This window comes from Georgenia sp. Z1491 (assembly GCF_049856175.1).
Lineage (GTDB): Bacteria > Actinomycetota > Actinomycetes > Actinomycetales > Actinomycetaceae > JB111.
The window spans coordinates 59224-77012 of sequence record NZ_JBNDNA010000001.1 but is presented as its reverse complement, the minus strand read 5'-3'; the positions used below and the strand labels follow the sequence as shown (position 1 = coordinate 77012).

General features: G+C 73.0%; 15 protein-coding genes and 1 tRNA gene. 13 read left to right on the top strand and 3 right to left on the bottom strand.

Annotation, left to right across the window (positions count from 1 at the left end):
- Positions 1-13: 13 nt before the first annotated feature.
- The 3 genes from ACPYO4_RS00375 to ACPYO4_RS00365 are packed head-to-tail and all read right to left on the bottom strand — an operon-like array spanning position 14 to position 2510.
- A complete protein-coding gene (locus ACPYO4_RS00375) occupies positions 14-1321 on the bottom strand; it encodes a PP2C family protein-serine/threonine phosphatase (RefSeq protein WP_425707218.1) in 1308 nt (435 codons plus the stop codon).
- 3 nt (positions 1322-1324) lie between these two features.
- A complete protein-coding gene (locus tag ACPYO4_RS00370) occupies positions 1325-1807 on the bottom strand; it encodes an FHA domain-containing protein FhaB/FipA (protein ID WP_425707217.1) in 483 nt (160 codons plus the stop codon).
- Positions 1808-1811: 4 nt separating this feature from the next.
- Entirely contained in the window at positions 1812-2510 is a 699-nt protein-coding gene (locus ACPYO4_RS00365) for an FhaA domain-containing protein (RefSeq protein ID WP_425707216.1), read from the bottom strand.
- A gap of 262 nt (positions 2511-2772) precedes the next feature.
- Here ACPYO4_RS00365 and ACPYO4_RS00360 point away from each other — a divergent pair, with 262 nt between their 5' ends.
- The 13 genes from ACPYO4_RS00360 to ald all read left to right on the top strand — a co-directional run bounded on the left by ACPYO4_RS00360 (position 2773) and on the right by ald (position 17787).
- Positions 2773-3654, top strand: a complete 882-nt coding sequence (locus ACPYO4_RS00360) for a LuxR C-terminal-related transcriptional regulator (RefSeq protein ID WP_425707215.1) — start codon at positions 2773-2775, stop codon at positions 3652-3654.
- Between the two features lie 439 nt (positions 3655-4093).
- Positions 4094-5065 (top strand): hypothetical protein, encoded by a 972-nt coding sequence (locus tag ACPYO4_RS00355; protein WP_425707214.1) that lies wholly within the window; start codon positions 4094-4096, stop codon positions 5063-5065.
- Positions 5062-6087 carry a DUF5979 domain-containing protein gene (locus tag ACPYO4_RS00350; RefSeq protein WP_425707213.1) on the top strand — a complete coding sequence of 342 codons (1026 nt, stop codon included), beginning with the start codon at positions 5062-5064 and terminating at the stop codon, positions 6085-6087. The genes ACPYO4_RS00355 and ACPYO4_RS00350 overlap by 4 nt, the downstream gene beginning before the upstream one ends.
- Positions 6088-6267: 180 nt before the next feature.
- Entirely contained in the window at positions 6268-8739 is a 2472-nt protein-coding gene (locus ACPYO4_RS00345) for a phosphoketolase family protein (protein WP_425707212.1), read from the top strand.
- 364 nt (positions 8740-9103) lie between these two features.
- Positions 9104-9187, top strand: a tRNA-Leu gene (locus tag ACPYO4_RS00340).
- Between the two features lie 121 nt (positions 9188-9308).
- Positions 9309-10094, top strand: coding sequence for a class I SAM-dependent methyltransferase (locus ACPYO4_RS00335; protein ID WP_425707211.1), 786 nt, complete (start codon positions 9309-9311; stop codon positions 10092-10094).
- Between the two features lie 165 nt (positions 10095-10259).
- Positions 10260-11213 (top strand): DUF429 domain-containing protein, encoded by a 954-nt coding sequence (locus ACPYO4_RS00330; RefSeq protein ID WP_425707210.1) that lies wholly within the window; start codon positions 10260-10262, stop codon positions 11211-11213.
- Between the two features lie 90 nt (positions 11214-11303).
- Entirely contained in the window at positions 11304-11897 is a 594-nt protein-coding gene (locus ACPYO4_RS00325; RefSeq protein WP_425707209.1) for a hypothetical protein, read from the top strand.
- Between the two features lie 194 nt (positions 11898-12091).
- Positions 12092-12421 carry an ankyrin repeat domain-containing protein gene (locus ACPYO4_RS00320; RefSeq protein ID WP_425707620.1) on the top strand — a complete coding sequence of 110 codons (330 nt, stop codon included), beginning with the start codon at positions 12092-12094 and terminating at the stop codon, positions 12419-12421.
- A 104-nt stretch (positions 12422-12525) separates the two neighbouring features.
- Positions 12526-13743 carry an N-methyl-L-tryptophan oxidase gene (gene solA, locus ACPYO4_RS00315; RefSeq protein ID WP_425707208.1) on the top strand — a complete coding sequence of 406 codons (1218 nt, stop codon included), beginning with the start codon at positions 12526-12528 and terminating at the stop codon, positions 13741-13743.
- Positions 13744-13871: 128 nt separating this feature from the next.
- The gene (locus ACPYO4_RS00310) at positions 13872-15893 is read left to right on the top strand and encodes an ABC1 kinase family protein (protein WP_425707207.1); all 2022 of its coding nucleotides are present in this window, start codon (positions 13872-13874) and stop codon (positions 15891-15893) included.
- A gap of 47 nt (positions 15894-15940) precedes the next feature.
- The gene (locus ACPYO4_RS00305; protein WP_425707206.1) at positions 15941-16480 is read left to right on the top strand and encodes a DUF4442 domain-containing protein; all 540 of its coding nucleotides are present in this window, start codon (positions 15941-15943) and stop codon (positions 16478-16480) included.
- Between the two features lie 179 nt (positions 16481-16659).
- Entirely contained in the window at positions 16660-17787 is a 1128-nt protein-coding gene (ald, locus tag ACPYO4_RS00300) for an alanine dehydrogenase (protein ID WP_425707205.1), read from the top strand.
- The last annotated feature ends 2 nt before the right edge of the window (positions 17788-17789 follow it).

The window sequence follows — 17789 nt, the reverse complement described above, 5'->3', positions numbered from 1 at the left end:
CAGACGGCCCCCCTCACGCGGCCCCGCTCTGCGACTCGCTGGGCGACTCGCTCCCGGACTCGCTCGGGGACTCGCTGGGCGACTCCTCGGGTACGACGGAACCACGCAGGTTCTCGACGACGTCGCGAGCCCCGGACAGCGAGCCGCGCGTGATGGGCGAGTCGAGACGCTGCTGGGCCAGCGGAGTGAGCTCGTCGATGCGCAGGTCGGTGCGCTCGTGGAGGTCGGAGAGGCCCAGCGGGCCGACGTGCTGGGGGATGCCGCGGTAGATCGCCACGTGGTCGCCCGAGGGCGCGACGTAGTACTGCTGCTGCGTCCAGGTCCAGCCCGCGAACGCGCCGGCGGCGAGCAGGACGAGACCGGCGACGACGCCGAGCAGGACCCGTGGCAGGCGGCGCCTGCGGGTCGTGTCCTGCTCGCCGGACTCCGCGCCCAGGAGTGCGGCCGCACGCTCGGCGGAGGACGCGCGCGCCGCGGCCCCGGTGGCGCCGCCGGCGGAGGCGTCCGACCGGCCTGCCCCGTCCGGGCGCTGCGTGGGGCGCTCGGCGGCGGAACCGACGATCTGGGGGTCGGCGGTCGGGAGCCCGGGGGAGTCGCCGGAGGAGAGGAAGTCGGCGACGACGCACGTGACGTTGTCGGGCGCGCCCGCGCGCAGGGAGAGGTCGACGAGTGCCTGGGCGGCCGCGCCCGGGTCGTCGGTGTCCCGCAGGGTCTCGGCGATCGTGTCCTTGGAGACCACGCCGAACAGCCCGTCGGAGCACAGCAGCCAGCGGTCGCCGACCTTGGCCTCCCGCATGGACTCGTCGAGGTCGACCTCGCCGTCCGTGTCCCCCAGGGCGCGGAGGATCATGTTGCGCTGCGGATGGCGCTCGGCCTCCTCCAGCGTGAGACGGCCCGTGGAGACCAGGTACTGGACGAACGTGTGGTCCGTCGTGATCTGGGTGAGCTCGCCGCCGCGCAGGAGGTACGCCCGGGAGTCCCCGATGTGCACCATCGCGAGCTTGCTGCCCGTGCGGAGCATGGCGATGCACGTGGTGCCCAGTCCCGCGAGGTCGGGATCCGCAGTCGAGCGGGCCACGAGGTCGGCGTGGGCGTCGGCGACGGCGCCGCGCAGTAGGCCGAGCAGCTCGTCGGCGCCGTGCTCGTCGTCGAGCGGGGCGAGGTGCGCGACGGCGACCGAGCTGGCGATGTCGCCGCCCGCGGGCCCGCCCATGCCGTCCGCGAGGACGAGCAGGTGCTCGCCGGCGTACCCGGAGTCCTGGTTGCTCGACCGCAGCAGGCCGACGTCGGACCGGGCGGCGAATCGCGTGACGATGGGCATCCGCTACCGCCTCAGCTCGATGACGGTCTGGCCGATGCGGACGGGGAGGCCGGCGGGGACCTGGATGGCGGTGCCGATCCGTTGGCCGGCGACGGTCGTCCCGTTGGTCGAGCCGAGGTCCTCGAGGAACCACTTGCCGTCGCGCGGGAAGAAGCGGGCGTGCCGGGAGGAGGCGTAGTCGTCCTCGAGCACGAGCGTGCACGACTCGGCGCGTCCCACGAGGATCGCGGAGCGCGTGAGCGGCACCGAGGTGCCGGTCAGCGGGCCCTCCGTCACGACGAGCCGGGTCGGGGCGTCACGACCGGGGGCCGGTCGGGCGGGGGCGCCCGTGGACCGACCGCCGCGCGCGGGTCGGCCGCGCGTGGGACGGGGCGAGACGCGGGTGCCGAAGATGTCGTTGCGCAGGACGAGGACGGCGAGCAGGACGAACAGCCACAGACCGGCCAGGTAGCCCACGCGCAGGAGCGTGACGACGAGCTCGTTCACGCGATCAGGCCTCGTCCTCGCCGGTCCAGAACATGATCCGCGAGCGGCCCATCGTGATCGTGTTGCCGTCCACGAGGGTGGCCGCGGTGATGCGGTGCCCCTCGACGAACGTGCCGTTGGTCGTCCCCAGGTCGGTGGCGATGACGGCCTGCGGCGACACGGTGATCTCGAGGTGCCGGCGGGACACGCCGGAGTCGTCGAGGACGATGTCGGACTCCGAGCCGCGGCCGAGCACGGTCGTCGGGCCGGTGAGGAGGTAGCGGCGTCCGTCGATGTCGAGGATCGGGTGCGCGGCGGAGGCGGTCGCGGCGGCCGCGGGCGCCACGGCGCCGCGCCGCGTGGCGGAGCGGACCTGGATGCGCCCGGTGCTCAACGAGTCGTTGACGACGAAGTCGATGTCCACGGGTCCGACGAAGCTGTAGGACTGCGAGGTGGCGTGCGCGGTCGCGGCCGCCGTCATCTCTCCGGCCAGCGCGTCGTGCCCCCACTCCTGGACGCGAGCGAGGTCGTTCGGGGCGAGCTCGACGTGGAACTCGTTCGGGGCGACCGTGCGGTCGCGGGTCAGCGTGGCCGCGCGCTCGTCCATCTCCCGCCGCACCGCGGAGGCGATCTCGACGGGCTTGACCTCCGAGCGGAAGGCCTTGGAGAAGACCGTGGACACCACGTTCTCCACACCCTTCTCGAAGCGGTCGAGGATGCCCATCCGTGCGGTGCTCCTTGCTGTCGGCCGGTCCGCCCGGTCCCGACCGGACGGTGTGCGCTCGCTGTACCTGACGCAGATGGTAACGACCCGTGGCTCGGGAGCGGGACGCCGCCCCGTCCCACGACTCGGCGTGACGTGGCGAGACGCGATGCGGGTCGCGATGCGGGACGGTGTCATGCGCCGGGACGGTTGCGGCTAGGGTATTGCGGTGCCGCCTCGAGTCCCGACACCGTAGATCGAGCCCGCGGGCGTTGTGGCGGCCTTGTCCTGGTCCCACGCGGCGGTCGCTCTGACCGGTCCGCGGGGGAGCGGCAAGTCCTCCGCGCTGGCGGCCTGGGCGCAGGGGCGCGGCGACGTCCACTGGGTCGAGGACGGGGTGATCCCCGATGTCACGGAAGGCTTTCTCGCCGTCGACGACCTCCAGGATCTCGGGCCCGAGGCACGGTCGCGGATCTCGGCGACGCTCCGGCGCCATCACGGCCTCTCGGTCCGCGGCGCCGTGCGGTCGGTGCCCCGGCGGGCGCTGGACTGGGACGTCGAGCTCGCCCCCGACCTCTACCTCGGCCTCGCCGGCACCGAGCGGATGCTCAACGCCTTCGGCTCCGCCGCCGACCCCGCCGTGGGGCTGGGGACGACGATCGTGCTCGGCACGGCCGCAGCACGGGTGATGCTGGCCAGGGGCGACGCCGGGCCGGCAGGTCGGCTCCCGGGGTCCCTCGCCCCGGACGACCCGGTGGACCGCATGACGACGGGCGCACTCACGGCGGTGGCCCTGCGCGCGGGGGGCCATGTCGATGAGGCGCGCACGGTGGCCGAGCGCGCCGCGGTGGTGAGCCGCGTGCACGGGCTCCGCTCGCCGTTCATGCTGCTGCCGACCCGCTCCCTCGACGAGTTCGGCGACGCGGCCGACGGCGTCCGGCCGATCCTCCCGCCGGCGAGCGACCAGCCGGACCTCACCGTGCGGGAGCTCGTCGTGCTGCGCGAGCTCTCGCGGACATCGAGCCTGGCGTGCATCGCGGAGACGCTCAGCGTGTCCCTGAACACGGTGAAGTCGCAGCGCAGCTCGCTCTGCCGGAAGCTGGGCGTCTCCTCGCGCGAGGAGACCCTGGCACGGGCGCTGGTGGCCGGCCTGCTGGCGGGCTGATCCTGCCGGCGGGCTGAGCCCGGACCCGGTCCCGCCGAGGAAGCAGGTCGGAACACCCCGTTGGGTGAGGTCGAGACACTCCCCGGGGGGGTGACACGGGGGACGTTCCGGCTCACCCCGCACCGAAGCCGATGCAGATCGAAACGATGAGCAACTGGTGTCCCCGTGCCGTCGTCCCCAGCTGCACGCCCCCGCCCCCCTGAGAAGCGTTCGCCCCCCATTCCGTCGAGCTCGTCCCCCCCGGCAGCCCGACGTCGCCCCGCCGCGCCGGCACGTCCGCGCGCGGGGACACGGCATGCGCTTCCTGCCTGCTAGGAGCGTGCATGTCCGCTGCGCGCCGCCTGCCTGCCGCCCACGTCACAGAAGCACCGGGCACGGTGCACGCCGGAGGAGGCGGGCCCGGTTCGGGGCGTTCCTCGGCCTGCCCACGTCGGTGCTCATGCTCGTCCCGTCGGCGGTCAGCTCGGCCCCGGAGGGCGGAGACGACGCGCCCGCGCCCACGGCGACGGTCCAGTACCTCACCGTCAGCACGTTGGTGAGCACGTCCGAGCTCACCCCCGGCGAGCCCTTCAGCGACACGATCGTCATGGGCTGCGACAAGGCAGCCTGCGTCGACGCGCAGCTGGTCGACCAACTGCCCGCGGAGCTCGCCGGCCTCCCGATCACCGATGCGGCCATCTCGCCCGGCGAGGCGTCGATCCCGCGGGCGGTCACGTGGCGCGAGGGCGGCAGCGACCTGCCGTGCGGCGCGGTCGGCATGGTCGAGGGCCAGAACTTCACCATCGTCCTCAGCCTCCAGGTGCCGGTGGACCTGGCGCCGGGCACGGACATCACCGCGCTCGCGACCGGCGTGAGCGAGGCCGACGTCGCCGGCCTGCGGCTGACCTGCACCGGCGAGATCGAGCCCGGCGCGAGCGCGGGCATCACCCTCGACGTCGAGCAGCGCGCCACCGAGCGGGACACCTCTGCCGGACCCGTCGTCGAGCTCACCCTCGCGGACACGCAGACCAGCGCCGCCTTCACGATCGGGACCACCGACGAGGCAGCCGGCTCCGCGACGAGCAGCATCACGGTGAACAACACGATGACCACGACCGTCACGGCCGCCAACGGCCGTACGGCCGAGGCCGGTGCCGGCGACACCCTCGTCGTCATCGCCCCGGGCATCGAGGTCACGCTCCCAAGGACGTCCGACCCGGCGGGGCCGTCGAGCCGGGCGACCGGGTCGTCTCCCGCCTTCAGGCGTGCGCCACCTGCACACCGAACCTCACCGCGGCCCCCGGCCTCGGCGCGGCAGCCGACGGAAGCTACTTCCGCAGCCCCTGCGTCGCGAACTCCGTCATCGACGGCGAGGACGACTGGGTCCTGCGGGCGGTCAACGCCGGCACCAGGCGCATCGACGAGCTCGTGATCGTCGAGCAGCTGCCCTCCCCGGAGGAGGCCATGCTGGTCTCGGGCACGCCGCGAGGCACGCAGTACCGCCCGCAGCTCGTCGAGGCCCCGGTCGTCCACGCACCCGAGGGCGCGACGACGACGATCGAGGTCACCATCGACGCCGGCGCCTGCGTCGGCACCTGGGACAAGCGCTCCCCGTCCGTGGCCGGCGCGCACCTGCCGACCGGCTCGATCCAGATCGACAAGGAGATCTCCGGCCCGGCCGCGGCCTACGCACCGGAAGAGATCCTCGCCGACGTCGAGTGCACGATCTCCGGCGTCGACGTGCACATGGGTGACTTCGGCACCGTGTCGCTCTCCGAGGACGGCGGGTGGATCGTCCGCGTCGACGGCTTCCCGCTGGGTTCCGCCGGCACGGTCAGCGAGCAGGGCGAGACCGGCGAGTTCGGTGAGACGTCGCGCACCGGCAGCCCGACCGACCTCCAGGTCGAGTCGGTGGTCGGCGCCGACGACCAACGGGTCGTCCTCGGCCCGGACAACGACTACGTCGCGACGGTGGGTGACCTGCCGCAGGGCGCCGCGTGCGTCGTGGCGGAGACGCTCAACGGCGGGGCCGACGCGTCGTCGATCTCGCCGGAGGACGGCACCGTCGTCATCGGTGAGGGCGACGAGGTCGCGGAGGTCGTCATCACGAACACCTTCGAGGCCACCTCGCTCGTGGTCACCAAGGCCGTCGAGGGCCCGGCGCCACAGGGCTCGACCTTCGAGGTCGACCTGCAGTGCGTCCGGGTGGTCGACGGTGCGGAGCAGGAGGTGACGATCCCGGGCGGCTCCACGCGCGAGCTCACCCTGGACAACCTGTCCGCCGTCTACGACGACCTCCCGCTCGGCGCGACCTGCGTGGTCACCGAGACCGGCACCGGCGGCGCGGACGACACGTCCGTGGCGGTCACCGGCGCCGACGGCGCACCCCTGGCGCTCATCGCGGCCCTGCTCATCGGCATCGGCGCCACCGCCGTGCTGGTGCACGGCAGGTAGGTGTCGCAGGACGGCTGGCGGGAGGCAGCCCTGACCCGGTGGGCACGGGAAGGCGCCGACCGGGGCGGCGGGGGCCGACCACCTCAGGGTGGTCGGCCCCCGTTCGTCGTCGTCGGGCAACACCGGGACCGGGACCTTCGGGGGTGGCGGAACCGCGCCCGGAGCACCAGGCTGGGTGACATGGAGCTCCACGCCGCAACGGCCGGGACAGACTCGAACGAGACCGAGAGCTACCGCCTCGACGACGCGACGGTCGAGGCCGTCGACGCGTGGTGGCGGGCAGCGAACTACCTGGCCGTCGGCCAGATCTACCTCATGGGCAACGCCCTGCTGCGCCGGCCGCTGCAGGACGCGGACATCAAGCCGCGGCTGCTCGGCCACTGGGGCACCTCGCCGGGCCAGAACTTCCTCTACGCCCACCTCAACCACCAGATCATCGAGCGCGACCTCGATGCGATCTACCTCAGCGGCCCGGGGCACGGCGGCCCGTCGCTGGTGGCGGCCGCCTGGCTCGAGGGCACGTACTCCGAGGTCTACTCGCACGTCGGACCCGACGAGCGCGGCGTCAACGAGTTGTTCCGTCAGTTCTCCTTCCCCGGCGGCGTCCCCAGCCATGTCGCGCCCGAGACACCCGGGTCGATCCACGAGGGCGGAGAGCTCGGGTACGTCCTGTCCCACGCCTACGGGGCTGCGTTCGACAACCCGGGCACGATCGCCGTCGCGGTCGTCGGCGACGGCGAGGCCGAGACCGGCCCGCTCGCCACCGCCTGGCACAGCAACAAGTTCCTCGACCCCACGGTCGACGGCACGGTCCTGCCGATCCTCCACCTCAACGGCTACAAGATCGCCAACCCCACCCTCTTCGACCGCATCCCGCGCGAGGAGCTCGAGGCGCTGATGATCGGCTACGGTCACCGCCCGCACTTCTTCGAGGGCGGGTTCGACGACGAGGACCCCGCCGAGACGCACCGCCGTTTCGCCGCGCTGCTGGCCCGGGTGCTCGACGAGATCGCGAACATCCGCTCGGCCGCGGCCGCCGGGACGCTCGAGGGTCGCCCGCGCTGGCCGATGATCGTCTTCCGCACCCCGAAGGGGTGGACCGGGCCGAAGGAGATCGACGGACTGCCCGTCGAGGGGACCTGGCGCAGCCACCAGGTGCCGATGAACCACGTGCGCGGCAACGCCGAGTACACGCGGCTCCTCGAGGACTGGATGCGCAGCTACCGGCCCGCGGACCTGTTCGACGAGGACGGGCGGGTCACCTCCGCCGTGGCCCGCAACAACCCCGCCGGCGAGCGGCGCATGAGCGCCAACCCGCACGCGAACGGCGGCAGCCTGACGCGGGACCTCGACCTGCCCGACTACCGCGAGCACGCCGTCGACGTGCCCTCGCCCGGCGGGACCATGGGCGAGGCCACGCGCACGCTGGGGAGCTGGCTCGCCGGCGTCGTCGACCGCAACCGCACGAACTTCCGGGTCTTCGGGCCGGACGAGACGGCGTCGAACCGGCTCTCGGCCACCGTCGACGTCGCCGGGAAGGCCTGGCAGGGCGAGATCGTGGACACCGACGTCGACCTCTCCCGCCGCGGGCGCGTGATGGAGGTGCTCTCCGAGCACCAGGTGCAGGGCTGGCTCGAGGGCTACCTGCTCACCGGTCGCCACGGCATGCTCAACAGCTACGAGGCGTTCGTCCACATCGTCGACTCGATGTTCAACCAGCACGCCAAGTGGCTCGACGCGAGCCTGGAGATCCCCTGGCGCGTGCCGATCCCGTCGCTCAACTACCTGCTGTCGAGCCACGTGTGGCGCCAGGACCACAACGGGTTCTCCCACCAGGACCCGGGGTTCCTCGACGTCGTCATGAACAAGACCGCCGACGTCACGCGGATCTACCTGCCGCCGGACGCCAACACGCTGCTGTCGACCTTCAACCACGTGCTGCGCAGCAAGGGGTACGTCAACGTCGTCGTCGCCGGCAAGCAGCCGAACCCGCAGTGGCTGACGATGGACGAGGCCGAGCTGCACTGCGCCCGCGGCATCGGCATCTGGGACTGGGCCGGCACCGAGGTGACCGGCGAGAAGCCCGACGTCGTCATCGGGTGCGCGGGCGACATCCCCACGATGGAGGCCATCGCGGCCGCCGGCCTGCTCGCGCGGGCGCTGCCGAACCTGAGGATCCGCGTGGTCAACGTCGTCGACCTCATGCGGCTGCAGGACGAGCGGGAGCACCCGCACGGCTTGAGCCACAAGGACTTCGATGCGCTGTTCACCACCGACCGGCCGGTGATCTTCGCGTTCCACGGATACCCGGCGCTCGTCCATCGCCTGACCTACCGCCGCACCAACCACGGCAACATCCACGTGCGCGGGTTCAAGGAGGAGGGCAGCACGACGACGCCCTTCGACATGCTCATGCTCAACGACCTGGACCGGTACCGCCTCGCGGCCGACGTCATCGACCGCGTCCCCGGCCTCGCCGAGCGCGCCGCCGGGCTGCGTCAGGAGCTCCTCGACACCAGGACCCGTGCCCGCATGCACGCCCGCCGGCACGGCGAGGACCTCCCGGAGGTCGCGGAGTGGACGTTCACGGACAGCCGCGGCGAGGAGGTGCGGCTCGGGTCGACCGACGACACGGGCGGCGACAACGACTGACCCTTCCCGGCGGGTGGGCGCAGTTCTGCCGGGCGCAGCGGCCCCCACCTGGCGAGTGAGCGGGATTCGGCCCGGCCGGTGAGCTCGGTTCTGCTGGGCGTCCCTCCTGCGGCGTCTCGCGGTGAGCCAGCGGGGTACACATCGAGTCAGTGCCCCGCGTCGACTGACTCGGCACGTACCCAGTTGCCTCGGTGACTCGGCACGCCTCGCACCGGCTCGGTGGGCGCCGGTGTGCCGGTCACTGCTGCGCGTCGACCGGCGCCGCCGGTGTGCGGGATCACCACCGGGGTGCCCGGATCCGCGGGCGTCACGCGGATCGCAGGTGATAGCCTGCTCTACGCTGTTTGCCGCAGTACAACGGCTCGCGCGAGTGGCGGAATTGGCAGACGCGCACGGTTCAGGTCCGTGTGCCCGAAAGGGCGTGGGGGTTCAAGTCCCCCTTCGCGCACAGTGTGATGTCCCAGGACATCGTGAACGGCTGAACCCCTGGTCTCGGGGGTTCAGCCGTTTTTCGTTGACGGTCTCTTGACGACGACGGTGCGCGCGCAGCCCTGTGTGACGATCGGTGCATGGCCGTGGAGCAGTCGAGAAAGCTGGACGGCAGCGCCGGGGATGCTGATTACGGTGTCATCGGGAAGTCGTACAGTGACTATCGCCGTCCCGACCCGCGGATCGCGCAGGCCGTGTGGGATGCGCTCGGCGGTGCACGGACGGTGCTCAACGTCGGCGCAGGGGCCGGGAACTATGAGCCCGTCGACCGGGACGTGACGGCGATCGAACCGTCAGCGAGCATGCGCGCCCAGCGAGCGGACCAGCTCAGCACTGCGATCGACGCGGTAGCCGAGTCGTTGCCGTTTCCAGACGATGCTTTCGACGCGGCGATGACGACGTTCTCGGTCCATCAGTGGGGCGATCTCGCCGCGGGACTCGCGGAGATCCGCCGCGTCACCCGCGGCCTTGTCGTCATCCTGACCTGCGACCCTGACCTGCTCGACCGCTTCTGGCTCGCCGAGTACGCGCCGGACGTCATCTCGACGGAACGTCGTCGCTACCCTGCGATGTCCGAGCTCGCCGAGGGGCTCGGCGGCGCGGTCGCCGTCGACCTGGTGCCGATTCCGCTCGATTGCACGGACGGGTTCAACGAGGCGTACTACGGGCGTCCCGAGGAGCTGCTCGGTGCCGGGGCGCGCGCGGCATGCTCGGCCTGGAGCTTCGTCGATCCTGCGCAGGCCGAGAAGTACGTGGCAGCCCTGGGTGCGGCGATCGATTCGGGCGCGTGGGACACCAAGTACGGCGCACTGCGGCGGCAACCGACGTTCGACGGCTCGCTGGTCATCGTCCGCGCCACGCCATAGGCACCCGCTCGGAGGCATGCGGCGCCCCCGCGCGGGTGCGTGAGTCGACGAGGGCAGGAGTTCAGGCCCTCCTGCGCGCCCATTGTCACCCGTTGTCACGGGGCCTCCGGACCTTCTAGGTTCGGAGGCCCCGTCACACCTGCATGAGAGGCGTAGTGGACCACCATGGCGTACGTCGGGATCGACCTCGCGTGGAACGATCGAGCGAGGACCGGCCTGGCGGTGCTCGATGCCGACGGCGCGTTGACGGCATCCGGGTCGGTCGGTTCCGATGCCGAGATCGACGACTGGCTCGCCCGGCACGTTGCTCACGGGCGGGAAATCATCGCCGTCGACGCACCTCTGGTCGTGACGAACGAGACCGGCCAGCGCGACTGCGAGCGTCTCGTGACCTCGGTCTACGGCCGGTACGACGCCGGCTGCCACTCGAGCAACCGCTCGATGAGCTACATGAACCCGCCCCGCGCTGAACGTCTGGCGCAGCGCCACGGCTGGGAGGTGGATCCGGGGTCGACGGCGCGGCCGCTCTGCCTCGAGGTCTACCCGCACGCGGCGATGGTGGGGCTCTTCGAGCTCGGTCGGACGCTGAAGTACAAGAAGGGTTCCATCGAGACCCGACGACCAGCCCTTGCCGAGGTCGTTGACCGTATTGAAGGGCTCGACAACCTCAAGCTCCGCGAGAGCCGGCGTTGGCAGGAGATCGTCGAGATCGTGACAGCAGCCTCTCGGCCGGCCGACATCAACAGGGTCGAGGACGAGGTCGACGCGATCCTGTGCGCACACCTGGCGTGGCTGTGGGACATCGATGCGGCTGCGCTCCATGTCTACGGCAGTGCCGCCGCCGGCTACATCGTCGCGCCGCCACCTCCGACGCACGCACCAGCTCCCCGACCTCGAACGACGCGGCCGCCGGCGACTCACGCAGCCGCGGTGATGCCGGGCGGGAACAAGGAACCGATAAGCGAGGAGTCGATCGGCTTCACGGTGGACGGGACCCCCGTCTCCTTCGCGACCTCGGGAGAAGCCGCGTGGCGGGCGGCGGTCGGACAAGCAGCCCGGCCGGCGCGTGACGGTCGCTCGCCGATCCTTGGTCGCACCGATCTCCTGCCACCGGCCTGACCCGCCCGGCCGGCCGCGGTCCGACCCGAGACGCAGGCCCGATCGCACTCCGCGACGCGGCTTGACCCCGGCCGGCGCTATCGTCCTGCCATGTCATGGAACTGCGCGATCGCCGTCGTCGAGGGTGCCGCACCGGCCGAGCTCGCCGGCGCCGGACTGCGACCTGTCGACGGCACCGTCCTCGCGGACTTCGTCCTCACGGCGGACACCTCGGCAGTCGGCTATCCGGGTGCGGTCTTCGCCGCCGCGGTTCCGAGCGGGACGGTGCTCCTCGGCGACATGCTCGACGTTCTCGGGCTTGCCCCCGTCCTGGCCCCGGTCCTTGGCCGCACCGTTCGACTCGCCGTCTTCGGCGGCACCTCGGACAGCTACCTCTGGCAGGTCACGGCGCCCGGCGGACCTCTCCGCGAGCTGCGCTCGCAGGAAGGACAGATCGAGCTCGACGACGGCGAGCCGGACACGGCGGAAGCGGCTGCAGGGATCGGGCCGCTGACCGAGGACTCGCTGATGGAGCTGCTCCAGCGCACGACGGGCGTGGCGCTCGACGACGCGCTGATATCGACCGAGACCACCCCGTACGTCCGCGACGGCGACGTATCGGGACCGGGTGACCCGGTGTCCGGGCAGGCCGTACCGGCTCCGCGCAGGCGCTCGTTGATGGACCGGCTCCGCCGCCGACGCTGAACGCAGGTTCTCGTCGGCGGGCGGGCCGGCGCCGCGGCTACGCTCGGTCGATGGCCACGGACGACCCGCGCGACGCCGACGAACCGACCTCGCAGCACCGACCCGTTCAGCACGAGCAGCCGGCTCAGCAGGACGAGCACGACGACCCCGACGAGCAGGACCGCGCGGCGCAGCTGGCCCACGAGTTGTTCGACATGGCGCGCCGCGGCGAGGCCGAGCGGCTCGCCGCGTACGTCGACGCCGGGGCCCCGGTCGACCTCGCCGATCCGGCAGGCAACACCATGCTCATGCTCGCCGCGTATCACGGGCACGCAGACGCCGTCCGGGCGCTCGCCGATCGTGGCGCCGGCGTCGACCGGCTCAACGACCGGGGCCAGTCCCCGCTGGCAGGCGCGGTCTTCAAGGGCGAGGAGGACGTTGTCGCCGCCCTTCTCGAGCACGGCGCCGATCCGGACCACGGCACTCCCACGGCGCGCGCCACCGCCGAGATGTTCGGACGAACGGACCTGCTCCCGCCCGCCTGACACCCCGCGTCTGCCCCCGTCCGACGCCTGCCGGCCCGTCTCCCATCGTGGTCGACGCGCCGTTCGCCGACAACGCGCGTCCCGCACGGTGCCAGACTCAGCCGGTGTCCACAGTCCCCACGAGCTCCGTTGCCACGACCTCCTCCGCCCCCACGACAAGCGCCGACGTCGCCGTCGTGGGCCTCGGTGCCTGGGGCTCCCAGGCGCTGTGGCGGCTCGCCGCCCGCGGCATCGACGTGGTCGGTGTCGAGCAGCACGCCGTCGGCCACGCGCTCGGCTCGACCCACGGCACCACGCGCCTCTTCCGCGAGCTCTGCCTCGAGCACCCCGGCCTCACGCCGATCGCCGGCCGCGCCCGCGAGCTGTGGCGCGACCTCGAGGCCGCCACCGGCACCGAGCTGCTCACGCTCACCGGCGGCGTGATGGCGGGACCGTCGGCCGGCCGCGTCGTCTCCGGGGTCCTCGACGCCGCCCGGGCCGCCGGCACGGCGGTGGAGACGATCGGCGCCCCCGACGCCCGCGACCGGTTCCCCGTCCTGCACGCCCTGCCCGAGGACCACGTGGCCGTCCTCGACCCGGCCGCCGGCCTCGCACGGCCCGAGGCCGGGGTCCGTGCCTCCGTCGACGCCGCACGCACCGCCGGAGCAAGGGTCGTCCGCGCTCGGGTGGAGGCCATCGACGAGGCGAGAGCCGGCGTCGTCGTGCGCCTCGGCGGCGGAGGCACCCTCACCGTCCGCCAGGTGGTCGTCGCGGCCGGCGCCTGGACCGACCGGCTCGTCGACCTGCCGCTGCGGCCGCGCCGCGTCCCCATGTTCTGGTTCACCGGGCGCGACCCCGCGGCGCTCGCACCGGGCGGGATCCTCGACGTCGGGAGGTTCCCGGTGATCATCCGCGAGCTCGACGACGGGCGCTGCGTCTGGGGGCACGGCGCCCAGCTCCCCGGCACCGACGGCGGGTTCGCCGTCAAGCTCGGCCTCGACGACGACGGCACCGACGCACTCGGTTTCTCCGACGCCGATCCCGACCGGCTCGACCGGTCGATCGACCTGGGCCGCGACGCCGCTGCGCTCGCCGACGCGGTCGCGCACGCCTACCCGGACGTCGACCCGAGCCCGGTGTCCGGCGTCGCCTGCATGTACACGCGCTCGGCGGACCAGCAGTTCCACGTGGGCCGCCTGCCCGGCCGGGAGCGGCTGGTCGTCGCCGCGGGGGACTCCGGGCACGGCCACAAGCACGCGCCGGCGATCGGCGAGCTCCTCGCCCAGGAGGTGGCGGGGGCGAGCCCCTTCGCGGACACGACCTTCATGCGAGCGGACCGGTAGGCCGGGCCCGCTGCGCGGGCGGGGCCCTCGCTACCGGGCCCGCCGCGGGGGTGCGGACTTCGCTCCGGACCAGCCGCGCGTCGGGGCCGGGTGACACCGAGCACCACGCGTCCGCCACACTGTCCGACATGCAGTCCCTGCTCGGGTACCTCCTCGTCGCCGCGACGGCGCTGGTCAACGCGATCGTCGTCGCCGTGGTGGCCCGGCGCCTGCTCGGGGCGCCGGTCGGCTGGCCGCGCACGATCATCGTCGCGCTGATCGGTAACACGGCGGCGGTGGCGCTGCTCGACCGGGTGCTCGAGGGCCTGCACATCGGCACCGACCAGATCTGGACCAGCACGGCGGACCCGCTCCCGCTCGGGATCATCCTCGTGCTCGGCACCGCATGGGTCCTCGTCCTGGAGATCATGGTCCTCGCCGTGCTCGAGGCCGTCGTCCCCACCGGCGCGCTCCCCTCGCCGATCGCGTTCGTCCGCGGCACGCCCGCCCGCTTCCGGCGGGCACGTCGGTACGCGGAGGTCGTCCAGATCGCGGCCCGGCACGGTTTGGTGGCCTGGCTCCGGCCACGCATGCCCAGGCGGCGCGACGCCGACGCCGCTCCCCACACGTCGGCCCGCGCGCTGCGGCGGGCGCTGGAGGACGCCGGCGTCACGTTCGTCAAGCTCGGGCAGACGCTCTCCACCCGGCCGGACCTGCTGCCGGCGACCGTCGTCGAGGAGCTGTCCCGCCTGCACTCCGACGTCCCCGCCCTCTCCTGGGAGGAGGTCCGCCCCGTCGTCGACGCCTCGCTCGGCCGCCCCCTGGAGGAGGTCTTCGCGCACGTCGACACCGCGCCGCTCGCGGCCGCCTCGGTCGCCCAGGTCCACACGGCGCGCCTGCACGACGGTTCCGAGGTCGTCCTCAAGATCCAGCGCCCCGGCGCGCGCCAGCAGGTGACCGGCGACATGGACATCGTCATGCGGCTCGCGGACCGGCTCGACCGCACGACCTCCTGGGGCCGCAGCCTCGGACTGCGCTCGCTCGCCCGCGGGTTCGCCGACTCCCTCGACGAGGAGCTGGACTACACGGTCGAGCTCTCCAACATGCAGGCGATGGCCGCGTCGACCACGTCGGACCTGGTCCACGTGCCGCGCGCCTACCCGGAGATCAGCTCGCGGACCCTGCTGGTGATGGAACGCATCGAGGGGTCGCCCCTGTCGTCGCCGCGCGCCGACGTCGAACGGCTCCGGCTCGACCGGCGCGACGCGCTCAGCCAGGCGCTGGTCGGCACGATCCTGCGCCAGGTGCTCGTCACCGGGGTCTTCCACGCCGACCTGCACCCCGGCAACATCATGCTGCGCCCCGACGACACCGTCGCGCTCCTCGACCTCGGCTCGGTGGGACGCCTGGACTCGGGGTCGCGCGGATCGCTCGGGCTCGTGCTCGGCGCCGTCGAGCGGGGCGACGCGATCGCCACGACCGACGCCCTCGTCGACCTCCTCGACCGGCCCGACCACCTCGACGACCGGGCGCTCGAGCGCGAGATCGGTCAGCTGCTCACCCGGCTGGCGGTGCTCGACGCGGGGGGCACCTCGGCCGTGTTCGGCGACCTGCTGAGCATCGTCCTGCGTCACCGGTTCACCGTGCCGCCTCAGCTCGCCGGTGCCTTCCGCGCGCTCGGCTCGCTCGAGGGCACCCTCGCCCTCCTGCGCAGCGACGTCGACCTCGTCACCGCCGCCCGCGCCGAGGGGCGCTCGCTGTCCCGCGAGAAGCTCGGCCCGCAGGCGGTCAAGGACGCCCTGCTCGGGCAGGCGGCCGCGGTCCTGCCGATGCTCCAGCGCCTGCCCCGACGCCTCAACCGGCTCACGGAGGACCTCGAGGCAGGCCGCTTCACCGTCAACACCCGCGTGCTCGGCCACGAGGACGACCGCGCGTTCGTCACGGGCATCGTCCAGCAGCTCATCGTCGCCGTGCTCGCCGCCTCCCTGGGACTGGCGGGCGCCCTCCTGATCAGTACGCCGGGCGGCCCGGACCTCGCCGAGGGCATCCGCATCCTCCCGGTCGTGGGAGCGGCGCTCCTGCTGTTCGCGTTCACGCTCGGCGCACGGGTGCTCGTGCAGGTCTTCCTCGGGGACCAGGACCAGGCACGACGTCGGAGCGAACGGCGATAGCCGGTCACCCATCTGCGCCGGAGGGGGCGGCTGCGGGAGAATGTCCCATGCCGTCGCTGCCGAAGCTGCCCACCTACGCCGACCTCGACCGGAGCCTGAGATCGACGTTCGCGCTGAAGTGGGTGATGAACGCCTGGCCGCCGATGCTGTTCGCGGGCATCCGGATCACCCATCTCTCCCCGGACGCGCGGACGGCGCGGGTCCGGCTCTCGAAGAATCCGCTGACCTCGAACTACGTCGGCACCCAGTTCGGCGGCTCGCTGTACGCGATGACCGACCCGTTCTGGATGCTGCTCGTGGGCCGCGCGCTCGGCCCCGACTACACGGTGTGGGACAAGCGCGGCGAGATCGACTACCTCCGTCCCGGCCGCACGGCCGTCGAGGCCGAGTTCCGCGTGACCGACGACCTGCTCGACGAGATCCGCGCCGGCGCCGCCGACGGCGGGGCGCACCTCCACTGGCTGACCACCGATGTCGTCGCGACCGACGGGACCGTGGTGGCGCGTGTGCGCAAGCAGCTGCACGTCCGGCTCAGGCCGTCGTCGACCCTGTCCGAGGCGGAGGAGGCGGCCGCCGTCCGGCGCTGACCGAGTGGCGCTGACCGGGCGGCGCTGACCGGAAGGCGCTGACCGGGAAGGGCGGGCGGCGCGGGGCCGACGCGGTGGTTGCGACCAGGCCGGATGCGTATCCGCACTACGCTGGTCGCCACCCGTGCGGGTGCCCGCGCCCGGCGGGAGCCGAGCACGGCCGTGAGACGGAGGTGAGCATGCGGATCGGTGTCCCGACCGAGGTCCTCGACCACGAGGGGCGGGTCGGACTGACGCCGGCCAGCGTGCAGGAGCTCGTCGGGGACGGCGCCGCGGTCGTCGTCCAGGCCGGCGCCGGCGTGGCCTCCGGACTCACCGACGACGACTACGCCGCGGCCGGGGCGACGCTCACCGACGACCCCGCCGAGGCCTGGGCGGCGGACCTCGTCGTCAAGGTCAAGGAGCCGGTCGGCTCCGAGTACGGGTTCCTGCGCAGCGATCAGGTGCTGTTCACCTACCTCCACCTGGCGGCCGACCGCCCCCTCACCGAGCGGCTCCTCGAGGCGGGCACCACGGCGATCGCCTACGAGACCGTGCAGAGTGACGACGGCCGCCTTCCGCTGCTCGCCCCCATGTCCCAGATCGCCGGCCGCATGGCAGGGATCGTCGGAGCCAACCTGCTCGACGCGACCCGTGGCGGCACCGGGGTGCTCATGGGCGGCATCGCCGGGGTGGCCCCGGCCGAGGTGGTCGTCCTGGGCGCCGGCGTCGCGGGGACCGGTGCGGCCACGTTCGCGCACGGGCTGCACGCGTCCGTGACGGTGTTCGACAAGCACATCCCCGCGCTGCGTCGGCTCGACGACGCGTTCGGCCCGGGCGTGCGGACCCTCGCCGCCACCGGCCAGGCGATCGAGGAGGCCGTCCTGCGCGCGGACCTCGTGGTCGGCACCGTGCTCGTCCCTGGCGCCCACGCGCCGCAGCTCGTCAGCCGCGAGCTCGTCGAGGCGATGCGTCCCGGGGCGGCCCTCGTCGACATCTCCATCGACCAGGGTGGCTGCTTCGAGGTCTCCCGGCCCACGACGCACTCCGACCCGACCTTCACGGCCGGCGGATCGACCGTCTACGCCGTGGCGAACATGCCGGCCGCGTTCCCGCGCACGTCGACGTTCGCGCTCACCTCGCTCACGCTGCCCTACGTGCGCGCGCTCGCCGGTGACGGCGGGTGGCGCGCGGCGTGCGCCGCGGACCCGGTCCTGGCCGAGGGGCTCAACACCCACGACGGCGCGGTCCTGCACGCGGGCGTGGCCGAGGCGCACGACCTGCCGCCGGCCGAGGACCACGACCGGTACCGGAGGGGGCCGCAGTAGCG